Origin of the sequence: Frigidibacter sp. SD6-1, from assembly GCF_030143255.1 — a bacterium.
In the GTDB taxonomy this organism is placed as follows: Bacteria; Pseudomonadota; Alphaproteobacteria; order Rhodobacterales; family Rhodobacteraceae; genus TMP-24.
The window spans coordinates 127313-151331 of sequence record NZ_JARJNR010000005.1 but is presented as its reverse complement, the minus strand read 5'-3'; the positions used below and the strand labels follow the sequence as shown (position 1 = coordinate 151331).

At 66.2% G+C, this 24019-nt stretch carries 26 protein-coding genes; 7 read left to right on the top strand and 19 right to left on the bottom strand.

Going from position 1 to position 24019, the window contains the following annotated elements; translation table 11 throughout:
* The first annotated feature begins 250 nt into the window (after positions 1 to 250).
* Positions 251 to 1021: a hypothetical protein gene (locus P0645_RS10935; protein WP_284164611.1), complete on the top strand. Its 771-nt coding sequence runs from the start codon at positions 251 to 253 to the stop codon at positions 1019 to 1021.
* 29 nt (positions 1022 to 1050) lie between these two features.
* On the opposite strand, the gene P0645_RS10930 is transcribed toward P0645_RS10935, so the two are convergent.
* The 5 genes from P0645_RS10930 to P0645_RS10910 form a co-directional block, all read right to left on the bottom strand.
* Entirely contained in the window at positions 1051 to 1911 is an 861-nt protein-coding gene (locus P0645_RS10930) for a polyprenyl synthetase family protein (protein ID WP_284164610.1), read from the bottom strand.
* A complete protein-coding gene (locus P0645_RS10925) occupies positions 1912 to 2148 on the bottom strand; it encodes an exodeoxyribonuclease VII small subunit (protein ID WP_284164609.1) in 237 nt (78 codons plus the stop codon).
* On the bottom strand, positions 2145 to 3074 hold the full coding sequence (locus P0645_RS10920; RefSeq protein ID WP_284164608.1) for a histone deacetylase family protein: 930 nt from the start codon (positions 3072 to 3074) through the stop codon (positions 2145 to 2147). The genes P0645_RS10925 and P0645_RS10920 overlap by 4 nt, the downstream gene beginning before the upstream one ends.
* A 100-nt stretch (positions 3075 to 3174) precedes the next feature.
* Positions 3175 to 3876 carry a response regulator gene (locus P0645_RS10915; protein WP_284164607.1) on the bottom strand — a complete coding sequence of 234 codons (702 nt, stop codon included), beginning with the start codon at positions 3874 to 3876 and terminating at the stop codon, positions 3175 to 3177.
* Positions 3873 to 4385, bottom strand: a complete 513-nt coding sequence (locus P0645_RS10910) for a MarR family winged helix-turn-helix transcriptional regulator (protein ID WP_284164606.1) — start codon at positions 4383 to 4385, stop codon at positions 3873 to 3875. The genes P0645_RS10915 and P0645_RS10910 overlap by 4 nt, the downstream gene beginning before the upstream one ends.
* 159 nt (positions 4386 to 4544) lie before the next feature.
* On the opposite strand from P0645_RS10910, the gene P0645_RS10905 reads away from it, so the two are divergent.
* Positions 4545 to 5414, top strand: coding sequence for a branched-chain amino acid aminotransferase (locus P0645_RS10905; RefSeq protein ID WP_284164605.1), 870 nt, complete (start codon positions 4545 to 4547; stop codon positions 5412 to 5414).
* 473 nt (positions 5415 to 5887) lie between these two features.
* On the opposite strand, the gene fnrL is transcribed toward P0645_RS10905, so the two are convergent.
* Positions 5888 to 6652, bottom strand: coding sequence for a transcriptional regulator FnrL (gene fnrL, locus P0645_RS10900; protein ID WP_284164604.1), 765 nt, complete (start codon positions 6650 to 6652; stop codon positions 5888 to 5890).
* 37 nt (positions 6653 to 6689) lie between these two features.
* Between fnrL and hemN the strand changes: the two genes are divergently transcribed.
* On the top strand, positions 6690 to 8045 hold the full coding sequence (gene hemN / locus P0645_RS10895; RefSeq protein WP_284164603.1) for an oxygen-independent coproporphyrinogen III oxidase: 1356 nt from the start codon (positions 6690 to 6692) through the stop codon (positions 8043 to 8045).
* Positions 8046 to 8176: 131 nt separating this feature from the next.
* Here hemN and P0645_RS10890 read toward each other — a convergent pair whose 3' ends face one another.
* On the bottom strand, positions 8177 to 8857 hold the full coding sequence (locus P0645_RS10890; protein ID WP_284164602.1) for a helix-turn-helix transcriptional regulator: 681 nt from the start codon (positions 8855 to 8857) through the stop codon (positions 8177 to 8179).
* Between the two features lie 70 nt (positions 8858 to 8927).
* Between P0645_RS10890 and P0645_RS10885 the strand changes: the two genes are divergently transcribed.
* Together P0645_RS10885 and P0645_RS10880 are read left to right on the top strand one after the other, a co-directional pair.
* Entirely contained in the window at positions 8928 to 9536 is a 609-nt protein-coding gene (locus P0645_RS10885) for a glutathione S-transferase family protein (RefSeq protein ID WP_284164601.1), read from the top strand.
* A 67-nt stretch (positions 9537 to 9603) separates the two neighbouring features.
* On the top strand, positions 9604 to 10713 hold the full coding sequence (locus tag P0645_RS10880; RefSeq protein ID WP_284164600.1) for a histone deacetylase-like amidohydrolase: 1110 nt from the start codon (positions 9604 to 9606) through the stop codon (positions 10711 to 10713).
* Positions 10714 to 10798: 85 nt separating this feature from the next.
* Here the strand turns inward: P0645_RS10880 and P0645_RS10875 are convergent, their stop codons facing one another.
* From P0645_RS10875 to fabA, 10 genes are all read right to left on the bottom strand, one after another.
* Positions 10799 to 12046, bottom strand: a complete 1248-nt coding sequence (locus P0645_RS10875) for a mandelate racemase/muconate lactonizing enzyme family protein (RefSeq protein ID WP_284164599.1) — start codon at positions 12044 to 12046, stop codon at positions 10799 to 10801.
* Between the two features lie 156 nt (positions 12047 to 12202).
* Positions 12203 to 12982 carry a 3-oxoadipate enol-lactonase gene (gene pcaD / locus P0645_RS10870; RefSeq protein WP_284164598.1) on the bottom strand — a complete coding sequence of 260 codons (780 nt, stop codon included), beginning with the start codon at positions 12980 to 12982 and terminating at the stop codon, positions 12203 to 12205.
* Complete coding sequence (locus P0645_RS10865; protein ID WP_284164597.1) at positions 12979 to 13956, bottom strand: threonine ammonia-lyase; 978 nt, start codon at positions 13954 to 13956, stop codon at positions 12979 to 12981. The genes pcaD and P0645_RS10865 overlap by 4 nt, the downstream gene beginning before the upstream one ends.
* Positions 13953 to 14780 carry an alpha/beta fold hydrolase gene (locus tag P0645_RS10860; RefSeq protein ID WP_284164596.1) on the bottom strand — a complete coding sequence of 276 codons (828 nt, stop codon included), beginning with the start codon at positions 14778 to 14780 and terminating at the stop codon, positions 13953 to 13955. Before P0645_RS10860 ends, P0645_RS10865 begins: the two co-directional genes overlap by 4 nt.
* Before the next feature lie 90 nt (positions 14781 to 14870).
* On the bottom strand, positions 14871 to 16394 hold the full coding sequence (locus P0645_RS10855) for a hypothetical protein (protein ID WP_284164595.1): 1524 nt from the start codon (positions 16392 to 16394) through the stop codon (positions 14871 to 14873).
* Positions 16391 to 17176: a metalloprotease gene (locus P0645_RS10850; protein ID WP_284164594.1), complete on the bottom strand. Its 786-nt coding sequence runs from the start codon at positions 17174 to 17176 to the stop codon at positions 16391 to 16393. Before P0645_RS10850 ends, P0645_RS10855 begins: the two co-directional genes overlap by 4 nt.
* Positions 17177 to 17275: 99 nt before the next feature.
* Positions 17276 to 17962 carry a haloacid dehalogenase type II gene (locus tag P0645_RS10845; RefSeq protein WP_284164593.1) on the bottom strand — a complete coding sequence of 229 codons (687 nt, stop codon included), beginning with the start codon at positions 17960 to 17962 and terminating at the stop codon, positions 17276 to 17278.
* Between the two features lie 25 nt (positions 17963 to 17987).
* Positions 17988 to 18782 carry an enoyl-ACP reductase FabI gene (locus P0645_RS10840; RefSeq protein ID WP_284164592.1) on the bottom strand — a complete coding sequence of 265 codons (795 nt, stop codon included), beginning with the start codon at positions 18780 to 18782 and terminating at the stop codon, positions 17988 to 17990.
* Positions 18783 to 18789: 7 nt separating this feature from the next.
* Positions 18790 to 20019, bottom strand: coding sequence for a beta-ketoacyl-ACP synthase I (gene fabB, locus P0645_RS10835; protein ID WP_284164591.1), 1230 nt, complete (start codon positions 20017 to 20019; stop codon positions 18790 to 18792).
* A gap of 22 nt (positions 20020 to 20041) precedes the next feature.
* Entirely contained in the window at positions 20042 to 20551 is a 510-nt protein-coding gene (gene fabA, locus P0645_RS10830) for a bifunctional 3-hydroxydecanoyl-ACP dehydratase/trans-2-decenoyl-ACP isomerase (RefSeq protein ID WP_284164590.1), read from the bottom strand.
* A gap of 139 nt (positions 20552 to 20690) precedes the next feature.
* On the opposite strand from fabA, the gene irrA reads away from it, so the two are divergent.
* Positions 20691 to 21125, top strand: a complete 435-nt coding sequence (irrA, locus tag P0645_RS10825; RefSeq protein WP_284164589.1) for an iron response transcriptional regulator IrrA — start codon at positions 20691 to 20693, stop codon at positions 21123 to 21125.
* A 120-nt stretch (positions 21126 to 21245) separates the two neighbouring features.
* On the opposite strand, the gene P0645_RS10820 is transcribed toward irrA, so the two are convergent.
* Positions 21246 to 22115: a glycosyltransferase family protein gene (locus P0645_RS10820; protein WP_284164588.1), complete on the bottom strand. Its 870-nt coding sequence runs from the start codon at positions 22113 to 22115 to the stop codon at positions 21246 to 21248.
* Between the two features lie 111 nt (positions 22116 to 22226).
* Here P0645_RS10820 and miaB point away from each other — a divergent pair, with 111 nt between their 5' ends.
* Complete coding sequence (miaB, locus tag P0645_RS10815; RefSeq protein WP_284164587.1) at positions 22227 to 23537, top strand: tRNA (N6-isopentenyl adenosine(37)-C2)-methylthiotransferase MiaB; 1311 nt, start codon at positions 22227 to 22229, stop codon at positions 23535 to 23537.
* Positions 23538 to 23593: 56 nt separating this feature from the next.
* On the opposite strand, the gene P0645_RS10810 is transcribed toward miaB, so the two are convergent.
* Positions 23594 to 24001, bottom strand: a complete 408-nt coding sequence (locus tag P0645_RS10810; RefSeq protein WP_284164586.1) for a c-type cytochrome — start codon at positions 23999 to 24001, stop codon at positions 23594 to 23596.
* Positions 24002 to 24019: the final 18 nt, after the last annotated feature.

The following is a 24019-nucleotide window of genomic DNA, read 5'->3' as shown; positions in this document are numbered from 1 at the left end:
CTTTCCTGATTGCCCCGCATTTAGCCTCAAACGGCACCGGGAACAACCGGGACGACTGTTTCCGAAGCGAAGGCAGTCGGGGCCGGTGCGCACGGCTCGCTTCAGCTAACGCTCCGCAGCGCACCGTTCAGCCTGCATCCAGGCATAATTTGGTCAAAATCTTCGGCAGATTTGCGATCGTTGTGCGTACTGTGAGGTGGCTGTTCCTTGGAGTGTGCCAGTCGAGTCGGTTAATCATAAGGAGCAGTCCATGCAAGAATATCTCATCAGACAGGTTGCATTCCTCAGCAAGTTCGGTGCCCGTGCGGCGTGCTTGGCTGCGGGCCTCACTGTCGCCACCATGACCGACGCCGCAACGCCTACGGTTCAGGCGCCGCGCGACCTACAACAAGTGAATCTTCACCAGCTTGTCGTGACAAACGAACAGGTTGCGAATCTGATTGCCGGCTTGATGGGTATCGAGCGCGACCTTCTGCTTGGGCAGCTTTTCCTTCAAGAGGGTATGGTTAGTGCGGAAGGGTCGCATTTCGCCCATCCGCGCCGCGACAACTTTCCCGTCATCAAGGACGGACTGGCTGCAGCAGGCGCACCTGATCTGGAACCGGCACTGATCGCTCTGGAAAATGCCAAGACGCGCGAAGAAGTGAATGCCGCGTATCTTGCGGCGCTGGGCGAAGTCGAGAAGGCCAAGCAAGCACTGCAACCTTCGGATCAGGACCTGCTTTCGGCGGTTATCGCGACCACGAGCGCGGGCGCGGAGATGCTCGACCCTTCGGGATCGACCGATATCGTCTCGTATCAGGAATGCTGGGGTCTTCTGATGATTGCGCGCGACCAGCTGGACATGCTGGTTCTGAGCGAAGACGCGATGGTCAAACAGGCGGCGATAAAGATGGTGCTTGCCTTTGATGATGTCATTCTTGGCCTTCCCGATCCTGCATCCAACGGTTCGGTCGCGATCGACCCGATGCCTGTCGAGGCGCTGATAGAGTCGATGCGGTCAAACCTGTCCGACCTTTGACAGCCGGATTGCCGAGGGGGGCCTGCTGATCAGGCCTGCCGTTCGATCGAGAAGCGGGCGGCCGCGCGCAACAGATCCGCACGCGCGCCATACGCAAGGAGAGCCGCTTCCGCCTGTGCGACAAGATCGCGCGCCTTGGCGCGGGCGCCGTCAATACCGAGGAGCGAAACGAAGGTCGCCTTGCCCGCGCCCGCGTCCTTGCGCAGCTTCTTTCCGGCCTTCGCCGGATCGCCCGCCACGTCGAGGATGTCGTCGGCGATCTGGAAGGCGAGGCCGAGGGCACGGGCGTAGCGTTCCAGCGGCCGGGTGTCGGCGCCCGCGAGGATGGCGCCCGCCGTTGCCGCGAAGGTGATGAGCGCCCCGGTCTTGCCGGCCTGCAGCCGTGTGATTTCGTCGAGCGTCAGGGGCGCGCCCGCCGTTTCGGCCGCGATGTCGAGCGCCTGGCCCAGAACCATGCCCCCTGCGCCGGAGGCCCTGGCAAGGGCCGCCACAAGCTCGATGCGCCGTGCGCCGAGGATCGGGTCGCAGCAGAGTTCGAACGCCAGCGTCTGCAGCGCGTCGCCCGCGAGGATCGCCGTCGCCTCGTCCCATTTCACATGGACGGTCGGCTGGCCGCGCCGAAGATCGTCATCGTCCATGCTGGGAAGATCGTCATGGACCAGCGAATAGGCGTGCAGCGCCTCGACCGCGGCAGCGGCGGGCATAGCATCCGGGTCGTAGATACCGTGCAACCTCGCGCTTTCCAGAACCAGAAAGGCCCTGAGCCTCTTGCCGCCCTGCAGGGCGTAGCGCATCGCGTGAACGACGGGCACGTCCGGGTGAAAGGCCAGCGCATCGTCAAGCGCGGTCTGGGTCAGCCTTTGTACCTGTGCCAGCCGGTCGGAAAACACCTAGAGCCCTTCTGCGGGAACGGTCCCTGTCGGTATGCCGTCAGCATTCAGCGTGATCTTCTCGACCCGCTCCTCGGCTGCCTTGAGCTTGGCCTCGCAATGGGCCTTCAGCGCCGCGCCGCGCTCGTAAAGCGCTATCGACTTTTCCAGTTCGACATTGCCGGATTCCAGCTTGCGGACCACGTCCTCAAGTTCAGCCATCGCCGCTTCGAATGTCATCGCCGCGATATCGCTCATCGGCCCCGCTCCATCAGTACCCGGACATGCGCCGCGACCGAAGAGGCGAGCGCGTCAAGATCATAGCCGCCCTCAAGCGAGGATACCACCCGCCCGCCGCAGCAATCGTCGGCCAGGTCGCAGATCGCATGGGTGAGCCAGGCGAAGTCGGCCTCGGTCCAGTTCAGGCCCGCGAGCGGGTCATCGCGATGGGCGTCGAAACCGGCGCTGACGAGGATCAGGTCCGGCTTGAACCCTGCAAGCTTCGCAAGCGCGCCTTCCCAGGCGGCGCGCATCTCGCGCCCGGCAGAGCCGGGGGAGAGCGGCAGGTTGACGATCTGGCCATGCGCGCCCGTCTCGCTCGCGTAACCCGTGCCGGGATATAGCGGCATCTGCTGCGAGGAGACGAACATCGCGCGCGCCTCGTCCCACAGACAATCCTGCGTGCCATTGCCGTGATGGACGTCGAAATCGAGGACTGCGATGCGGGACAGGCCCTTCGCCTCCAGCGCATATTTCGCGCCGATGGCGACGGTCGAGAAGAGGCAGAAACCCATCGCCCGGCCGGGTTCGGCATGATGGCCGGGCGGGCGCATGGCAAGGAAGGCATTCGGCGCCTCGCCCGCCAGCACTGCGTCGACGGCGGCCTCCATGCCGCCGACGGCCCGCAGCGCCGCCTCGAAGGAACCGGGCGCCATGAACGTATCGCCGTCGAGCGCCGCCCAGCCCTTCGCGGGCCGCGCGCCGCGCAGCCGGTCGAGATGGCCCCTGTCGTGACAGCGCAGCACCTCGGCCTCGTCGGCCAGGGGCGCCGCGCGGCGGTCGAGACCGGCGAATTCCTCGGCCCGGAGCGCGCCATAGATCGCCTGAAGCCGCGCCACCTGTTCAGGGTGGCCGGACGGCGTTTCATGGACGAGACCGGCATTGTGGGTCAGGAAGATCGTCATCGCTTCATTCTGGCCCAAATATCCAATCCCGGCCGCTCATCGGTCCGTGCCGTCCCTCTTCGCTGATCCGCACGACGAGTGCCGAAGGCATCGAGGAGCCCTATTCCGGCGCCAGCATATAGCCCGCACCCCGCACCGTCTGCAGATAGCGCGGCATCTTGGGATCGGCCTCGAACTTGCGCCTCAGCCTTGTGATCTGCACGTCGATCGCGCGTTCCTGCGCCAGCCCGCCGCCGCGCCCCAGATCGTCGACCAGTTCGGTGCGGCTGACCGCCTCGCCGGGGCGGGCGGCAAGGATGCGCATCAGCTGCGCCTCGGTCGCGGTCAGCCGCACCAGCTCTTCACCCCGCCACATCTCGCCCCGGTCGGCGTCATAGCGCACCGGCCCGAAATTCAGCACTTTCGGCACCTTGACCTGAACTGGCGCCGGGCTGCGGCGCAGGATGGCGTTGATCCTGAGCAGCAGCTCCTTCGGCTCGAAAGGTTTGGCCAGATAGTCATCCGCCCCGGCTTCCAGTCCCGCGATCCGGTCCGATGTCTCGCCCTTGGCGGTCAGCAGCAGCACCGGCGTTGAAAGTTTCGCCCGAAGGTCGCGGGTCAGGCTGATCCCGTCCTCGCCCGGCATCATCACATCGAGCACGATCAGGTCGAACTCCAGCCCGGCCATCAGGCGCCGTGCATGCGCGGCGTCACGGGCCGCTGTCACCAGAAAGCCGTTCTTTATCAGGAACTTCTGCAAAAGCCCCCGGATACGCTCGTCATCATCGACGATCAGAAGATGAACCTCGGTTCCCACCGTCATGCGCTGCCGTCCTTCATCGTGCTGTAATAGCGGCGCAGGTCAGGGTCCATCATCGCCTCCAGCACATCCCGGAAGCCCGCCACCGCGGAAGGCCCCGCGGCGCGATAGGCCGCGCGCATCCGTGCGCGCTGCGCCTCGCTCAGTTCGCGTTCCAGGCCCGCGCCCTTTTCGGTGAGGTAGAGATGACGCTCGCGCTTGTCCTTGCGGCCGACGCGGGTTTCCACCAGCCCGTCCTCGATCAGCGTGCGCAAGACCCGGTTCAACGACTGTTTGGTCACGCCGAGGACTGTGAGAAGCGTGTTTACCGTCAGCCCCGGCTGGCGGTTGATGAAATGCACGGCACGGTGATGTGCGCGGCCATAGGCCATGCCTTCCAGAATCCGGTCGGGATCGGCCGTGAAGGCGCGATAGGCGAAAAACATCGCCTCGATCCCTTTCCTGAGCTGCTCGTCAGTAAGGAAGAGCAGGTTTTCCCCGCCCTGTTTGGCGCCGGCGCCCGGTTCCGACATGTCTGCCCCAATTGTTTCATCCCGAACGGTTCGGGGATATTATGTCAGTCATGTTGACTTTCCAAGAATGAATCGCTAGCGAGAGTCGCAAAGTGCGCAATATTATGTCCGATCCGGACCTAAAACGCGCAACATTCGGAAAATCGGGCGGAGGGCATGATGGCCGGTTCCTATGAAGATCGTGACGGCAAAATCTGGATGGACGGGAAACTGGTCGAGTGGCGCGACGCGAAGGTCCATATCCTGACCCATGCGATGCACTATGCCTCCTCGGTCTTCGAGGGCGAGCGCTGCTACAATGGCAAGATCTTCAAGAGCCGCGAACATTCGGCGCGCCTGATCCGCTCGGGTGAACTGCTGGACATGACGATCCCTTATTCGGTCGATCAGATCGAGGCGGCGAAAGAGGCGGTCCTGAAGGCCAACGGCTGGACCGATGCCTATGTGCGCGCGGTGGCCTGGCGTGGCGCGGGCGAGGATATGGGCGTGGCGGCCAAGCGCAATCCGGTGCGGATGGCGGTCGCGGCCTGGGAATGGGGCAATTACTACGGCGACGCCAAGATGAAGGGCGCGAAACTGGACATCGCCAAATGGCGCCGTCCGGACCCCGCAACGATCCCCTCGGAAGCGAAGGCTGCGGGCCTTTACATGATCTGCACCATGTCCAAGCACGCGGCCGAGGCCAAGGGCTGTTCGGACGCGATGATGTTCGACTATCGCGGCTATGTGGCCGAGGCGACGGGCGCGAACATCTTCTTCGTCAAGGATGGCGAGGTCCATACGCCCAAGGCCGACTGCTTCCTGAACGGCCTGACCCGCCAGACCGTTATCCAGATGCTGAAGGACATGCAGATCAAGGTGCATGAACGCCATATCATGCCCGAGGAACTGGAAGGGTTCGAACAGTGCTGGCTGACCGGAACGGCGGCCGAAGTGACGCCTGTCGGCCAGATCGGCGACTATAATTTCGAGGTCGGCGAGATCGTGAAACGCGTCGCGACCGAATATGAACGGCTCGTCCGGGCGTGACGCTTCTCAACGGGACGCCTTGCTGCCACACGTCTGTGTCCGCCCGACAGTGCAGTTCCGTGTTGGCTGTTGAAACGGCGCGCGACAATATTGAAGAGGCGGCAGCGCGTACGGCCCGGGGCCACGCGCCGCCTTTCTGACCCGGCGATCGCGACGCTTCCTGTCACTGACCCTGACCGATTGCGAGAAGTCGCGCGGCGGCGCGACGGACAGGACATGCAAATGGCAGTCAGAACACGGGCGGGTCACCTTTTGGCCCTTGAACAAGGGGCTCGCCCGATGGCGCCTCGCGGAAGGATGGGCTGACGGCAAGTCATTGCCGCCGGGGCCTCGAAGGCCAAGCCTCTTGCATCAAGATCCCTCGCATATGGTAAGCAAAGCTCAATGAAGGGGGGATGTCTCAGCCCGCCGCCTGCAGCGCCACCCACGATGGCGCAGCGGACGCGTTGAACGCAGGTGCACCTGCTTTCGCATCACGCCAGGAACCCGCCATCGCTGTCATCGCCCGCCTCGTCGATCAGCCGGTCGAAATCGGGCACGATGATGCGGCGCTTGCCTTCCAGCTCGATCACCGCATCACGCTTCAGCTGCGACATCTGGCGGCTGACGGTTTCGAGCGTCAGGCCGAGGTAATCGGCCATCGCCTCGCGCGTCAGCGCCAGATCGAACACCATCCGGCCCCGGCTCGGGCGCAGGTTCAGCGAGGCGTCGCGGCGGGCGATGATCGCCAGAAGCGAGGCGATCTTTTCCCGCGCGGTCTTGCGGCCAAGAAGCAGCATCCATTCCCGCGCCGCATCCAGCTCGTCGAGCGTCATTTCCAGCAGGCGCTGGCTGACATGGGGGGTGGAGCCCAGAAGCGCCTCGAACTGCTTCTTGCGGAAACAGCACATCATCAGGTCGGTGGTGGCGATGACATTGTAGGGCGCGATGTCGCGGCCCGGCCGGCCGACGAAATCAGAGGGCAGCAGCAGCCCCACCATCTGCGTCCGCCCGTCCTCCATCGTCTGGGTCAGCGTCGCGACGCCGGTGACGACGGAGGCCACGAAATCCATCCGGTCGCCCGCCCAGACCACGGTCTGGCCCGCCTCGTAGGTGCGGTAGTACTTGATCTCGTCAAGACGGGCGAGCTCGTCGGGCTCGCAACGCGCGCAGACCGCCCGGTGCCGGATCTGGCAGGCGCCGCAGTCGCGGACGCCCTTCGAGAGGTCGGGGGCCTGGGTCGGGGAATTGATTTGCATCAAGGAGCCTGTGTCTGCGCGCCCCCAAACTAGGGCCATGGAACAGGAATCGCAACTCGCCCGGCTGGGTCTCTTCGACGCGCGCGTGCCGCGTTATACGAGCTATCCGACCGCCCCGCATTTTTCATCGACCGTCGGCGGCCAGGACATGGAGGGCTGGCTCAGGGCGATCCCGGCGGGAAGCCGGATATCGCTCTATCTGCATGTACCCTTTTGCCGCAGGCTGTGCTGGTTCTGCGCCTGCCGGACGCAGGGCACCAGAAGCGCCGACCCGGTTCTGGCCTATGCCGAGGTGCTGCGCGCGGAACTTGCGATGATCCGCCGCCTGGTGGCGCCCGGCGTCACGCTGTCGCGCCTCCACTGGGGCGGCGGCACGCCGACCCTCTTGCCGCCGCAAGCCATCGAGATGCTGGCGGGCGCGATCTTCGACGCCTTTCCGATGGCCGAGGATGCGGAGTTCTCGGTCGAGATCGACCCCAACGAGGTGGATGAGGCACGGCTTGACGCACTTGCCGGCGCGGGGATGAACCGCGCTTCGATCGGCGTGCAGGATTTCGATCCGGATATCCAGCGCGCCATCGGGCGGGACCAGAGCTACGAGGTGACGAAGGCCGCCGTCGAGATGCTGCGCGCCCGCGGCATCGGCTCGCTGAACGCCGACATCCTTTACGGCCTGCCGCACCAGACCGAGGCAAAGATCGCAGCCTCGGTTGAAAAGCTTCTCGCGCTCAACCCCGACCGCGTGGCGCTTTACGGCTATGCCCATGTGCCCTGGATGGCGCGCCGCCAGCAGATGATCCCGTCCGACGCCCTTCCCACCCCCGAAGAGCGCCTGCAGCTCTTCGAAACCGCCCGCAAGCTCTTCGTCGCCGACGGCTATGACGAGGTCGGCATCGACCATTTCGCCCGGCCCGCCGACGGCCTTGCGCGCGCCGCGCTTGCAGGCAGGCTCCGGCGGAACTTCCAGGGCTATACCGACGATCTCGCCCCGGTTCTGATCGGCGTCGGCGCCTCGGCCATCTCGCGTTTCCCTCAAGGCTACGCCCAGAACGCCCCGGCCACCTCGGACCATGTGAAGGCCATTCGCGACGGCCGTCTCTCGGTCACGCGCGGGCACCGGTTCAGCGAGGAAGACCTCATGCGCGCCAGGATGATCGAGGCGCTGATGTGCGATTTCCATATCGACGCGGGCGAGATGCGCGACCGCTTCGGCCTGAACGACGCGGGGCTCGGGCGCCTCTTCGGCGATGCCGCCCGCCCCTTCGGCGACATGGTCGAGGTCGACCGCACCGGGTTTCACATCCCCGACCGCGCGCGGCCGCTGACCCGGATGATCGCGCGGGCGTTCGACAGGTACGATCTGTCGCGCGCGGGGCACAGCCCGGCCGTGTGACGGCGGGGCGACAGCATGTCAGGGCAAGAAGTCGAGACCCCAAGTCCCTCACTTTCTGTCTGGAAATACTCCGGGGGGTCCGGGGGGCAGCGCCCCCCGGCGGGTCGGCCGGGCGCAGCCCGGACGAAACCTTATCCGCGCACCATCGCCACATAGTCGCGCAACAGCGCCACCCGGCGCGGCCGGAATGAGTCATCGGTGAGCCGGACCTCGCTCATCCGGGCGATATGGAACCGCCGGAAATCCTGCCGCAGCGTACAGAAGGCAAGACACATCAGCGCGCGCTCGAACCAGACGATGGAGAGCGGCCAGATGCGCCGCTCGCTTTCCCTGCCCGCGAGATCCCGGTAGCGGATGTCGATCGCGCGTTCCTCCCAGCTTGCTTCCCGGATCAGCCCGACATGGGCGGGCGCGGGCGGACGCGGATCGAAACGCACGGAATGGCTTACGGCATGAATTGCCTGGCGCTGCACCCGTTCGGGCAGTGTCGCGGTGATCTTGGCCATCGCCGCCTTAGCTCCTCGGGCAAGCGCGGGATCGCCCATCTGCCTGACCTCGGCGAGGCCGAGCGCCAGCGCCTCCACCTCGATCCGCGTGAACATCTGCGGCGGCAGCGCAGGGTCCTCGGTCAGCACATAGCCAAGGCCCGGCGCCCCGTCGATCAGCGCGCCGCCCGCGCGCAGCGCCTCGATATCGCGGTAGAGCGTGCGTTCCGACACGCCGGTTTCCGCCGCGAGCCTTGCGGCCGTGACCGGTTGCGGCAGCACCCGGAAAGCGGTGAGAAGACGAAGAAGACGGTCGGCGCGGGCCATGGGATGCTGACAGGTTCTGACAGGATGACCGGAGCATAAAGCAGGCGCAACAAACCGGAAAGGACCGATCATGCTCACCCTCTTTCATGCGCCGAACTCCCGCTCGTCCACGATCGTCACGCTGCTCGACGAGATGGACATCGCCGACCGCGTCGATCTGCGCATCGTCACCGTTCCCCGCCATGACGGGTCGGGCGCGCCCGATCCGGCCAATCCCCATCCCGAGGCCAAGGTGCCCGCGCTTGTCCATGACGGGCAAGTGATCACCGAACGCGCCGCGATCATCCTGCATCTGACCACGCTCTTTCCCGACAGCGGGCTCGCGCCCCGGGTGGGCACGGCGGACTGGGGCCGGTTCGCCATGTGGCTTACCTGGTATCAGGGCGTGCTGGAGCCGGTCTTGATCCACGAAATGGCGGGGCTCTCGCATCCATACCTGACCAGCACCTTCCGCGGTTCGGCAGAGGTGAAGGCCAGGCTCCGCGCGGCGCTGGAAGAGGGGCCATGGCTCCTAGGCGACAGCTACAGCGCGGCCGACCTTCTGGTCCATTCGCCCTATGCCTGGCTGCCGGACGCGACGCCCGACAACGATCTGATCCGCGACTGGGTGGCGCGCTCTATGGCGCGTCCGGCCCGCCAGCGCACGCTGGCCGCCGATGCGGCGCTTTTGGCGGCCTGAGCCGCTTGCGCCCGGGCGGTCCCGCGTGCTTCTCTCGGCGCGGGGCCGGTTCGGAGAGGGGCGCACGATGGCGGGGACGGGGTTTTTCTGGGACGAGCTTTGTTTCTGGCACACAACCGGGGAACATGCGCTTTTCGTTCCCGTGGGCGGCTGGGTCCAGCCGCCCGCCGCCGCGGGCCATGCGGAATCGCCCGAAAGCAAGCGGCGGCTGAAGGCGCTGATGGATGTCTCCGGCCTGACCGCCCGGCTCGTAAAGCAATCGGCGCCGCCCGCGACCGAGGAAGACCTGCGCCGCATTCATCCCGCCGCATATCTCGAGGCGTTCCGTGCCGCGAGCCGAAAGCGGGGCGGCGATCTGGGCGAAGATGCGCCTTTCGGGCGCGGCAGTTTCGAGATCGCCTGCCAGTCGGCGGGCCTCGCGCTTGCCGCCGTCGATCAGGTGGTGACGGGCAGGCTCGCCAACGCCTATGCGCTCTCCCGTCCGCCGGGGCACCATTGCCTGCCCGACCGACCGATGGGCTTCTGCCTTCTGGCCAATATCGCCATCGCGATCGAGGCGGCAAAGGCGCACCATGGGCTTGGCCGGGTGGCGGTGGTGGATTGGGACGTTCATCACGGCAATGGCACGCAGGCGATCTATTCCGGGCGCGATGATGTGCTGACCATCTCGCTCCATCAGGAGAAATGCTATCCGACCGACACGGGCTTCGCCGGGGAACGGGGCGAGGGCAAGGGCCACGGCTTCAACATCAACATTCCGCTGATGCCGGGCGGGGGGCACGTCTCCTACCTCGCCGCGATGGACCGGATCGTACTGCCCGCGCTTGAGAGGTTCCGGCCCGATCTGATCATCGTCGCCTGCGGGTTCGACGCGAACGGCTGCGATCCGCTCGCGCGGATGCTGGCGACGAGCGAGACCTTCCGGGCAATGACGGAACGGTTGCGGCAGGCGGCGGAGGCGCTGTGCGGCGGGCGGTTGGTTATGGTGCATGAGGGCGGCTATGCCGAGGCGGTCGTGCCCTTCTGCGGAATTGCGACCATCGAGGCGCTTTCAGGCGAGCGGACCGAGGTCAGGGATCCGTTCCTGCCGCTCTTGAACGACCAGCAGCCGCCCGAGGCGTTCGACCGGCTGGAGGCCGGGCGGCTCGCTGCGCTCGCGGAAGCCTTCGGCCTGTGACCCGGGAGAAGCCGAAATCTTGCGAAGATTTCGGACCGGAACCCGCAACGGGTTCCGGCCGGATTTCGTGCCGAAATCCGGCGCCTCAAACCTTGGGCCGGGTTGTGGAGGGCGCACCGCCCTCGAACCAGTTCGGGCGCGCGTAATCGCAGGGCGCTTCCTGCATCTGCAGATGCAGGCCTGTGCCCTCGTAGGGATGGGCGCGGGCGAGGTCCTCGTCAAAGTCGATGCCGAGGCCCGGGGCGTCGGGGACGATCACATAGCCCTCTTCCCAGCGGATCGAATTCCTGATGAGTTTCAGATGGAACGCCCCGCCGGTCTCGATCGTCTCGACCATCAGGAGGTTGGGGATCGAGGCGCCGAGCTGGACGTTCGCCGCCCACTCGACCGGGCCTGCGTACAGGTGCGGCGCCATCTGCGCAGTGAAGACCTCCGCTATGGCAGCGATCTTCTTGCACTCCCAGATGCCGCCCGCGCGCCCGAGGGCTGGTTGCAGGATGCGCGCGCCACCGGTGCGCAGGACCGTCGCGAATTCGGCCTTGGTGGTGAAGCGCTCGCCGGTCGCGACCGGAATGCGCACCGCCTTCTGCACTTCGGCGAAGTCGAGAAGATTGTCTGGCGGGATCGGTTCCTCGTACCAGAGCGGCCCGTAGGGCTCGATCGCCTGGGCCAGACGAACGGCGCCCGCGACATTGAACTGGCCGTGCGTGCCGAAAAGCAGGTCGGCCCGGTCGCCCACCGCCTCGCGGATACGCTTGCAGAAGAGCGCCGAGCGGCTGATGTCGGACTGGCTCGGGTCATGGCCGCCGCGGATCGTATAGGGACCGGCCGGATCGAACTTCACCGCGGTAAAGCCCATGCCCGCGAACCGCGCCGCCGCCTCGGCGGTCATGTCGGCATTCACCCAGAACTCGCCACTTTCCTTGCCGGGCTCGGGGTAGAGGTAGGTGTAGGACCTGAGCCGCTCGTTCAGCTTGCCGCCGAGGAGCGCGTGGACAGGCCGGTTCCGCGCCTTGCCGATGATGTCCCAGCAGGCGATTTCGAGGCCGGAGAAGGCGCCCATCACCGTGGGATCGGGCCGCTGGGTGAAGCCCGAGGAATAGGCGCGGCGGTACATCAGTTCGATCTCTTCGGGATTGGTGCCCTGCATATGGCGGGCGAACACATCCTCGATCACCGCGCGCATCGCCTCTGGCCCGACGGTCGAGGCATAGCATTCGCCATAGCCCGTGATCCCGTTGTCGGTGGTGAGCTTGGTGAAGATCCAGTAGCGCCCGCCCCAGCCCGGCGCGGGTGGCGCCACGACGAAGATTTCCAGATCCTTGAGTTTCATCGGCGTCCCCTCGCTTCTGACCCGACCCTGCTGTCAGCCTGCCGCAGCTTCCCCTACGTTTGCGACGCAAATTGACGCAAACGGGCCAGATGCTCGTCGTCGCACGCCGTGCGCTCCTCGCCGCATCCGACGAGAAGCGTCAGCGCACGAGGAGGATCAGCTCCCGGGATGACCGGTCCGGATAAGGAAATCGCCCAGTGCCGCCGCAAATGCCTCCGGCTTGTCAACGGGCGGCAAGTGCCCCGCCCCGCGCAGGATGCGGAAGTCCGAGTCGGGGATCAGACCGGCAAGCTCACGCACGAGGTCAGGCGGGGTCGACCCGTCGCGGTCGCCCGCGAGGACGAGCGCGGGCAGCCGCAGGCCCGAGGTGGGCGTGATGAAATCCGTGCCCCCGATCGCCGCCGCCACGCCGATGTAGCCCTCGACCGGGGTCGAGAGCAGCCGTTCGCGCCAGAGACGCCCCTCAGGTCCGTCGCGCAAGGGCTTGGGGAACCAGCGTTCCAGCGTCGCGTCGGCAATCGCCGCGATACCGCCCGAGCGCACGGCGTCGATCCTGCCTTCCCAGATCGCGCGGGTGCCGATCTTCGCGGCGGTGTTCGACAGGACGAGCGCGCGCACCATATCGAGCCGCTTCACCGCCAGCCCCTGCGCGATCAGCCCGCCGACCGAAAGGCCCACGAACGCACAGTCGCGCACCGCCAGCCTGTCCAGAAGCGCCTCGACGTCCCGGATCAGCGCGCCCATCGCATAGGGTGCAGGCGGCACGTCGGACTGGCCGTGCCCGCGCAGGTCGAGGCGGATGAGCCGCAGGCCCGGCGGCAGGAGCGGCAGCACCTTGTCCCAAAGCCTCAGATCAAGGCCGAGTGCATGGGCGAAGACGACCGGCGCGCCCTTCGGGTCTCCCCCCTCCTGCCAATGAAGATGCGGCTCGCTCATGTCGTCTCCACGAGGTCGAGCGCGCGGCGGAAGATGACAGCGTCGACATTGCCGCCCGAGACGACGGCGATGATCGTATCGGCATCGGTCTCGGCCGTCCGGTAAAGCGCGGCGGCGAGCGCCACCGCGCCGCCCGGCTCGGCAACAATGCGAAGCCGCTGCCAGGCTTCGCCCACCGCCTTCAGCGCCTCTTCGTCGCTGACCGCAAGGCCCGCGCCCGCGCGGGCAGAGACCAGCGGAAAGGTGATGTTCCCCGGCGCGGGCGTGACGATGGCGTCGCAGAGGCTCGGCCGCGGGTTCTCGTTGGCGCGGATCGCACCCGCCAGAAGCGAGCGGCGCATGTCGTCGTGGGTCTCGGGCTCGCAGGGGCGCGCGGTCAGACCGGGCGCGTCGGCCTCCAGTGCCAGCGCGATGCCCGAGGTCAGCCCGCCGCCGCCGCAGGGCACGAAGACCTCGGCCCGCTCGATCCCGAGCGCGCGCGCCTCGGCGGCAATCTCGAGCCCCACGGTGCCTTGCCCGGCGATAACTTGCGGATCATCATAGGGGCGGACGAGTGTCAGGCCCCTCTCCCCGGAGATACGCGCGCTCAGCGCGTCGCGGTCCTCGGTCTGGCGGTCATATAGGATCACCTCGGCGCCCAACGCGCGCGTGTTGGCGATCTTCACCGCAGGCGCATCCGACGGCATCAGGATCACCACCGGCGCGCCGTGCTCGGCGCCTGCCAGCGCCACGCCCTGGGCATGGTTGCCCGAGGAAAAGGCCACGACCCCGCGCGCCCGTGCCTCGGGCGACAGGGCCGACAAAGCGGCTGAGGCGCCGCGATATTTGAACGATCCGGTGTGCTGCAGGCATTCGGGCTTCACCAGCACCCGCCGCCCGGCGATCCGGTCGAGGAAGGGCGAAGAGAGGAACGGCGTCTGCCTCAGCCGCCCACCGATGCGCGCCTCTGCCCCGCGGATCATCTCGATATTCATTGCATCATCTCCAGCCAGGACCGGATGGCTGCCAGCGCCTCCGGCTCGTCAAGGAAGGGCACATGCGCCCGGTCGGGCACGTCGGCAAAGATCATGTCGGGGCGGCGGCGGCGCATCTCGGTGGCGGTTTCGGGCGAGAGAAGATCGGAATTCGCGCCCCGGATCAGCGCCAGGGGCAGGCCCGCGCACGCATCGAAGAGCGGCCAGAGGTCGGCCGACGGCCCTTCGAAGGCGGCAAGGAACGACGTACGCAGCGCCGGGTCGTAGCGGATTTCCAGCCCGCGTGGACCTTCCACGTAAAGCCGTTCGGCAAAGGCGCGCCAGCGCGCGTCCGGCACGTTGGCAAAGCCCGCCATGGTGCGGGGAAAGCGTTCGACCAGTTGGTCGATTGACTTGGCGGCGGGGTTGCGGCCGACATAATCGAATATCTTCTCCAGCCCCGTCCGTTCGATCACCGGGCCGACGTCGTTCAGGCAAAGACCGAGGAGCCTGTCCTTCGCCGTGGCCGCCAGCGCCATGCCGATCAACCCGCCGCGCGAGGTGCCGAGGATCGCCGCCCGGTCGAGCGCGAGATGATCCATCAGCGCCAGCACATCCTGCGCCTCCTGCGGGACCGTGTAGGTCGCGGCGCCGGTCCATTCCGATGCCCCCCGCCCGCGATAGTCGGGCCGGATCAGCCGCAGGTCAGCCACATGCGGCGCGAGGAAATCGAAATCCGTATGCGCCCGCGTCAGCCCGGCCAGCGCGATGACCGGAAGGCCCTGCCCCTCGTCCCGGTAAGCCAGTCGCGCCCCGTCGGCGGCGGTGAAGAAATCGAGTGCCATGCTGCCTCCTTGCCCGGGCAGACTGGCGGCGGGCCTGACCGAGGACAAGGGCGAAGATGTACCGGCTACAAGATCGGCCGAAGGGCGCGATCATGGCGCGGCAGAGACGCGCCGCCAGAAGCGATGGTTTTCTTCCTGGCCTACGAGGCGATAGTCCGCCATCGCCGCAGCAAGGTCGGGGTTGGCGAAATAGAGCGCTTCCAGGTCGAACGCGCCTTCCGGGTTGAGGGGCCAGAAGAATTGCGAGTTCGTGTCGAATATGACGAGATCGGGCCTCTTCCCTACGATGTCCCGTGCCGTTCGTTCGACCGCATAGGAAATGTGACCCCGAAGGCGCGCGCAGCGATCCGCATCGGTGGTACAATCGCGCTGCGCAAGTTCCAGCACGGGACCCGCCACGGGCCATTGCACCGGGAAGCTGCCCAGCCAACGGGTTCCGAACAGGTCGATGAGCGGGAAGTAGGGAAAGATATCCGCGGACACCACCACGATCGAGCGAGCCGGTTGCGACCCGGCCAGATAGCCCGCGAGGACCTCCTTCATCGCATAGCGGTAGGGCCTTGTCTGGAAGGTGAACTGTGCGTGCAGGACGAATGCCGCCAGCGCCAGCATGACGAGCCGCCGATCAGCCGACATTGCGGCCAGCCAGCAATAGAAGAGGCCCAGACACGCAAAGAGCGGGATCGCGTGATAGTCAAAGCCGTTGCCCTGCGCGACATAGACGCAAAGCGCCCCGGAGGCCGCAAGCAGGACGCTGGAACTGCCGCGCGGCAGTCCGGTCGAGCGTGCCGCGAGCAGGACCGCGAAAACCGGCAGCAGAAGCCAAGGCATCACGTTCAAAAGAAACCGCAGAGGCGCAAGCTGATAGGCGCCATAGGTCTCGATCGCGAGCGGGATGATCGTCCCAAAGTAGGCGGGCGCGAGAAGCCGCGCGAGGAGAATATAGCCGATGCATGCCGCAGCGATAACCAGATTGCCTGCTGTCATCGCCGATGACCAGCGCTTGTCCGCCAGCATCCTGCCAAGCGTGACACCAAGCGGGATCAGCAGAAAATGGGGCTTCAGCAGCAGGCCCGCTGCGGCGAAGGCTGCGGTCAGGGCTCCCTTTGCCCCACTGTCTGCATCCGGGCGGGCAAGATGGGCAGCAAGGTAGGGCCACAGGCAGATCGCAAGAAAATGTTCGCGCTGGCCGATATGTCTGCCGAACGGAAAGACAAGAAGAAGTGCGCCGCCCGCAAGGAATATCCATGCCGCCCGGTTTGAATGGGTGCGCGCGATGATCCGCGTGCTCCACCAAAGGCTGACGCCGATCAGCACGAGCATCTCGGAATAGAACGCCTGGGTCGGCGTGATCCCGAGAGCATGGGACAGGAGTATCGCCGGCACATGATGAAGAAAGATCAGCGGAGGGTTGACCTCGAGGATGTCTTGATAGAGCCGCGCGCCAGACAGCCAGTCGGCCGTCGCGTGAAGAAACCACGAGCTGTCGTGATTGATCACCTGCCCCCAGAACCACCACAGGACGAGGCTCAGGTAGGCCGTCAGCGAAAGCCCGCGCCACAGGTCCTGCGCCTTGGCCCCTCGTCCGGTGGCGGTCGTGTCCTGGCCGCTCATCCCACAAGCGCCCTGACGTAGCTACCCGAGCCCATGAAGAAGGCCGCGAGCGCGGCAAGGTAGCAGGCAAGGCAGAGAAGCGCGCGGCCCTTCGGCATCGGGCGCTGGACACGCAGGAGCACATCGGCCTGCGCGAGCGAGCGCGCCGTCATCAGGCAGAAGAAAATGAGTAGGAGAGACTGCATGTAGACCGCCACCGCAAAGGCGATGCCCGACATCAATAGCGTCGCGGGGCGGACCGCCTCGGGCCAGAAGCTCGCAAGGATGGCGCGCAGGCATTTCGATCCGTCGAGCGGCCAGAGCGGCAGGAGGTTGAAGAAGTTCAGGACCGCCGTCACCTGGCCGAAGGTCCACAGGAACCCGGCCGCCTGAGGCGCGCGGTCATAGGCCAGCTCGAACAGGCTGAGCGACAGGACCATGGGCGCAAGGCCGATGGCCGGGCCCATGAGCGAGATGAAGAACTGCTTTTCCTGGCTCGCGGGCAGGCTGTTCGAAATCGCAAGGCCGCCCATCAGCGGCACGAGGCGGAACCGCGCGTCGGCATGGCCGCAGATCCGGTAGGCGGCGACATGGCCAAACTCGTGGATCATCACCGCAAGGATCAGGGCGGCGCCGACCATCGGCCCCCAGAAATACCCCGCTGCAAGGATGGCCAGCAGCCCCATGCCCATCGCCTCGGGGTCGAGGCCGACGATCTGCAGGCCCCTGTGGCCCTTGAGGCCGCCCTGCAGGATCAGGCCGGTTCCGGCACAGAGCGATAGCGAGATCAGGAGCGCCAGCATCGGTCTTCCGTGGTTGCAAGTTGCACGAGACCTGCATAGCGCAAAGTCGGGCGTTGGAAAGACCGGATGGCGGCATCGCCATGACCTGTGGCGGTTCGATCAGCCTGCGCCCGCGAGTGCCGGTAGGCCCGTGAGGTCGGGCAGGATATGGCGCGGGTTGGCGGGCAGGCGGTCGAACGGCAGGCCCGAACGGTTCACCCAGACGGCGCGGAAACCGAAGGCGGCGGCGCCCGCGACGTCCCAGCCGTTGGAGGAGATGAAAAGGACCTCGCCGGGCGCGCAGGCGAAGCGGGCGGTCACCAGCGCATAGACCCGCGCGTCGGGCTTGAAGATGCCGACGCTTTCGACCGACAGGCAGGCATCGAGCAATCCCTCGATTCCGGCCGAACGGGTCGCGGCGGCAAGCATCGCGGGCGTGCCGTTCGACAGGATCGCGCGCGGCAAGCCCATCGCCTTCAGCGCCTGAAGCACCGCGGGTACTTCCGGATAGGCGGGCAGTTCGTCGTAAAGCGCCAGAAGCCGCGCCCGTAGCGTTCTGTCCCCGATTCCCGCCGCCTCCAGCGCCCAGTCGAGTCCGTCGGCGGTCACCTGCGCGAAATCGGCATGCTGCCCCATGATGGCGCGAAGCCAGCTATATTCCAGCTGCTTCCGCCGCCAGTCCTCGGCAAGCTTCGGCCAGACCGCACCCAGCCGCGCGCCCCCCGGCTCCGCCGCCGCCCGGCGCGCCGCACCCGCCACATCGAAGAGCGTGCCATAGGCATCGAAGATCACGGTCGCGACGGGCATATCTGCTTCCCTTCGCGGCCGTCGGTCATCCGCCCATATGCTCCTGCTGCGGCATGCCGAGGACATGGAAGCCGCCGTCGACCCGGATGATTTCGCCGGTCGTGCAGGCACCATGGTCCGACAAAAGATAGACCGCCGTGCCGCCGATCGCCTCGAGCGTCGCGTTGGCGCGCAGGGGGGCGTTCGCCTCGGTATGGCGGAAGGTGGCGCGGGCGCCGCCGATTGCCGCCCCGGCGAGCGTCTTCATCGGGCCGGGCGAGATGGCATTGACGCGGACGCCTTGCGGGCCAAGGTCATTCGCCAGATAGCGCACCGAACTTTCCAGCGCGGCCTTCGCGACGCCCATCACATTGTAGTTGGGCGTTACCCGGTTCGACCCGCCATAGGTCAACGTGATCAGCGACCCGCCTTCCGGCATCATCTCGGACGCGCGGCGCGCGACGTCGATGAAGGAAAAGCAGGAAATGTCGAGCGACTGTTTGAAATTCGCCCGGCTGGTGTTGATGAAGCGGCCGGTCAGTTCGTTCTTGTCGGAATAGGCGATGGCATGGACGAGGAAATCCATCGTCCCCCAGCGCGCCTTCAGCCCGGCGAAACAGGCCTCAAGGCTTTCATCGTTCGTCACGTCGACATCGACCAGGAAATCCGACCCGACCGAGGCGGCCAGGGGCTCGACCCGCTTGCCGAACGCCTCGCCCTGATAGGAAAAGGCCAGTTCCGCCCCTTCGTCGGCGAGGGCCTTCGCGATCCCCCAGGCGATCGACCGCTCGTTCGCGACGCCCATCACGAGCCCGCGCTTGCCCCGCATCAAATCCGGCATCTGCCCCTCACCCCAGGTACTTGCTCATCACGAGCGTAGCATTGGTGCCGCCGAACCCGAAAGAATTCGAGAGAACCGAATCCAGCTTTACACCTTCCCGGAGAGTGGTGACAATTTCCGCCGGGTCAAGGGCCGGGTCGAGCGTCGTCACGTTAGCCGAAGCGGCGATGAAGTCCTTGTTCATCATGATCAGCGAATAGATCGCCTCGTGCACGCCCGTCGCGCCCAGCGAATGGCCGGTCAGCGACTTGGTTGAAGCGACGGGCGGGGTCGAGCCCTTGCCGAAGACGCGGCGGATCGCCTCCATCTCGGTCACATCGCCCACCGGCGTCGAGGTGCCGTGGCTGTTGATGTAATCGATCTTGCGACCCTCAGGCAGGGTCGAGACCGCCAGCCGCATCGACCGTTCGCCGCCCTCGCCCGAAGGTGCCACCATGTCATAGCCGTCCGAGGTGGCGCCATAGCCGGTGACTTCGCCGTAGATCTTCGCCCCGCGCGCCAGCGCGTGGGAAAGTTCCTCCAGCACCACGACCCCGCCGCCGCCCGCAATGACGAACCCGTCGCGGGTCGCGTCATAGGTCCGCGAGGCGGTCGTCGGCGCGTCATTGTACTTGGACGACATCGCGCCCATCGCGTCGAAGAGGCACGAGAGCGTCCAGTCGAGCTCCTCGCCGCCGCCGGCGAAGACCACGTCCTGCTTGCCCATCTGGATCAGCTCGACGCCATTGCCGATGCAATGGGCGCTGGTCGAGCAGGCCGAGGTGATCGAATAGTTCACGCCCTTGATCTTGAAGGGCGTGGCAAGGCAGGCCGAGTTGGTCGACGACATGCAGCGCGTCACCATGAAGGGGCCCATCTTCTTCGGCGCGCCCTTGTTGATGACCGTGTCGAAGGCCACGAAGAAGTTCGAGGTCGACGGCCCGCCCGAGCCCATGATCAGGCCGGTGCGCTCGTTCGAGACATCCGTTTCCTCAAGCCCGGAGTCGGCGATGGCCTGTTCCATGGCGAGGAAATTGTAGGCCGCCCCCGGCCCCATGAAGCGCAGGTTGCGCTTGTCGATATGATCCTCAAGCACGATCTGCGGCTTGCCGTGGACCTGACTGCGGAAACCATGCTCGGCATACTCTGGCGAAAAGACGATGCCGGACTTTCCGGCGCGCAGGGACGCTTCGACCTCGGTCACATTGTTGCCGATGGGCGAGATGATCCCCATACCGGTGATGACGACGCGGCGCATGGGCCTACTCCTTCGAATTCGGTCAGGTCGCCGAGAGGGCGACCTTCATGTCGGTGACCTGATAGATAACCTCGCCGTCGGCTTCGACAATGCCATTGGCGACACCCATCGTCAGGCGACGGGTCTGGATGGCCTTGGTGAAGTCGACCCTGTAGGTCAGCATCTTGCGGTCGGGCCGCACCATGCCGGTGAGCTTTACTTCGCCCACGCCCAGCGCGTAGCCGCGCCCCTGCCAGCCGCGCCAGCCGAGGTTGAAGCCGGTCAGCTGCCAAAGCCCGTCAAGCCCAAGGCAGCCCGGCATGATCGGATTGCCCGGGAAGTGGCAGTCGAAGAACCACAGGTCCGGCGTGATGTCGAATTCGGCCACCACATGGCCCTTGCCATGTTCGCCCCGGTCGTCCGAGATATCGGTGATCCGGTCCATCATCAGCATCGGCGGCGCGGGCAGCTGCGCATTGCCGGGGCCGAACAGCTCGCCCCGCGCGCATTTCAGGAGGTCTTCCTTGGAGAAGCTCGAAGGATAAGCCGTCATTCGCCCTGCCTTTGATCGCGTTTCGTTACAGGCCCTGTAACATTCCGCCCGGAGACAGGGCAAGCGCAACCGCCTGACGTCAAGGCAAAAGACCGTGTCCCGATTGAATTTGCGTCCGAAGCTGCCGTATAAGGGTGGCATGATCGATATACCCCCTTCGCAGAATGCCGCCGAAGAGCGCGGCACACGCTGGCTGGACGGCGCGGGCCTGAGGCCGACGCGCCAGCGCGTGGCGCTCGCGACGCTTCTCGTGGGCGACGGCAAGGACCGGCATGTCACGGCCGAATGGCTCTTCGGTGCCGCCCGCGACGCGGGCGAGACCGTATCGCTCGCCACCGTCTACAATACGCTGCGCGCCTTCTGCGAGGCCGGGCTGATGAGCGAGATCACGGTCGATGGCTCGCGCTCCTATTTCGATACGCGGCTGGACGATCATCCGCATTTCTACTGGGAAGAAACCGCCGAACTGACCGACGCGCCGAAGGAAGAGCTGGAAATCGCCCGCCTGCCGGCGGCCCCCCGCGACACCGATGTGGCGCGCGTCGATGTGGTGATCCGCCTCAGGCGGCGGTAGGGTCGCAGGCGCCCGTTCCGGCGCGCGAGGCCCCCCGGCAGGCCGCTCATCGGGCCTTTCAGCCCTCTTCGCGGCGAAGACGCCTGTCATGGCGGATGAGCCGCTCCGGCACGGTCGGCGTCAGAACCACTGGCCGGGTTCCATCATGCCCAGATCGAGAAGCTGTTTCGACGACCAGTCGAACCGCTCCGACCCGCGCCAGCAGAAATTGCCGATCGCCCATTTCGACCCGGGGTTGGCGCGGAGCGCCTTTGCGGTGCGGAAAGAGGCGACGGCGGCGGTCAGGTTATGGTGCCAGGGGCAGGAGATCGTGTTGCGCTCCTCCTCTGACAGGGTGAAATCGGGCCGCATCTGAAGCCCCTTCTCCGGCCGGATCAGCGCCACGCGGTCCAGCCGGCGGCTCTTCCAGGGGATATGCTCCTCGAACCGCCAGCGGATGCCGCCGAAGACCTCCATCTGCCGTTCCAGTGGCTGGCCGTCGCGATAGCGGGCGGCGGCGTAATAGCCCGACCGGTCGAAATGGGCATTGTCCAGTGTCACCCCGTCGGGATGGGCCTGCAGATCCGGCGCATAGAGGTCGATCACATAGGCGATCATCGCGCGGCGCCGTTCCTCGGCATGAAAGGCGAGCATCTCGCCCACTGTCCGCGTCTCGCAGAAGGGGAAGAACAGATATTCGGCGTTATAGCCCCAGTAGAGCCAGGTCGCCTCGGGCGTCGCCGCGATGATCCGGGTCAGGGCATCCGGCACCGCATCGCGCGGGAACGGATCGAAAGCTAGCGTCGATATGCGCGGCGCGACCTCCGCCTCCGGCACCCAGTCCACCGCCTGCGGCTTCAGCACCACGAGGCTGCGGAACCCGATCTGCAGATGATGGGCGACGGTCGAGGTCAGCTCGACCCCGTCCTCGGCAAAGATCAGCGCCACCGGCCCCTTGGCCAGCACCGCCCGTCCCCGCGTCAGGAAATCCTCTAGCCCGCTGAAGTTCATTCCGCCTCCGCCTCTCACCTTCCCGATCGGGCGGGCCAAATCAAGCCCCGCCATTGCGGGGGCCGCCCGCTTTGGGGTAGAAGCGCCCGGTCCCGCGGAAAGGCCCCGACGATGCCCGAGCCGAAGAAGCTTTATATCAAGACCTATGGCTGTCAGATGAATGTCTATGACAGCGAGCGCATGGCCGAGGCTCTGGGCGCGGACGGCTATGTGACGACCGAGGTGCAGGAAGAGGCGGACATGGTGTTGCTGAACACCTGCCATATCCGCGAGAAAGCCTCCGAAAAGCTTTATTCCGACCTTGGGCGGCTTCGCCCGCTGAAGGCCGACAAGCCCGGGCTGAAAATCGGGGTAGCGGGCTGCGTCGCCCAGGCCGAGGGCGAGGAAATCCTGCGCCGGATGCCGCTGGTCGATCTGGTGGTCGGCCCGCAAAGCTATCACCGGCTGCCTGCCATGGCGAAGGCGGCGGCGCGGGGCGAAAAGACTGTCGACACAGAGTTTCCGGCCGAAGACAAGTTCGACCATCTGCCCGACCGACCGATGGCAAGGGCCCGGCCCACCGCCTTCCTGACCGTGCAGGAAGGCTGCGACAAGTTCTGCGCCTTCTGCGTGGTGCCCTACACACGCGGCGCCGAGGTGAGCCGCCCGTCGGAGCGCATCCTGACCGAGGCGCAGAAGCTGGTCGAGAAAGGCGTGCGGGAAATCACGCTTCTGGGCCAGAACGTCAACGGCTATCACGGCGACGATGGCTGGACGCTCGCACGCCTCGTCCGGGCATTGGCGAAGATCGACGGGCTTGAACGCATCCGCTACACCACCTCGCACCCGAACGACATGGGCGACGACCTGATCGCGGCCCATGGCGAGGAGCCGAAGCTGATGCCCTACCTGCACCTGCCCGTGCAGTCCGGGTCGGACCGCATCCTGAAGGCGATGAACCGCAAGCATACGGCCGAGGCCTATCTGCGGCTGATCGGAAAGATCCGCGCCGCGCGGCCCGACATGATGATGTCGGGCGATTTCATCGTGGGCTTCCCGGGCGAGACGGACGCGGATTTCGCCGCGACCATGGATCTGATCCGGGCGGTGAACTACGGCATGGCCTATTCCTTCAAATATTCCGCCCGCCCCGGCACACCCGCCGCCGAGCGCGAGCCGGTCGCGGCGGACGTTGCCGATGCGAGGCTGCAGGAGCTGCAGGCCCTGATCCTCGACCAGCAGCGCGCCGCGCAGGCCGCGATGGTCGGGCGCGAGGTGTCGGTCCTTTACGAAAAACCGGGACGGCTCGCAGGGCAGATGGGCGGCAAGTCCGACTATCTGCATGCCGTCCATGTCATGGACCCGGCCGCGCAGGTCGGAGAGATCGCGCGCGTCAGGATCACCGCCAGCGCACCGAATTCCCTGACCGGCGAACGGGTCTGACGACGGGGCCCGGGCCGTGCCCCACGCCGCCCGCTGGGGGGCGCGGGGCGCCAGGCTCACTTCAGGGTCACGAGATAGGCGGCGATATCCTCGGCGCCTTTCGCAAGCTTGAAGGTCATCTTCGATTTGGCGCCGTCATCGCCGAGCTTGTCCTTCAGCCAGGCGGTCGGATCCGTCACATAGGCCGCGATCTCGGCCTCGTTCCAGGTGACGCCCGCCGCACCGACGGCCAGGATCGAATCGCCATACTTGAAATCGGGCGCGCTGCCGACAGTCTTGCCATCAAGCCCCCAGAGGTCCGGGCCGGTCTTGCCGCCCTTGACGATCACGGTGCCGTCGGCGGCGATGATCGAATGACAGGCCTTGCATTTCTTGAAATCCGCCTCGCCCGCCACCGGGTCGCCGGCGAGGACCGGCGAGGCGACGAGAAGGCTGACAGCAAGGGTTGCGGTCATCTTGAGCATGGGGCTCTCCCGTATTCA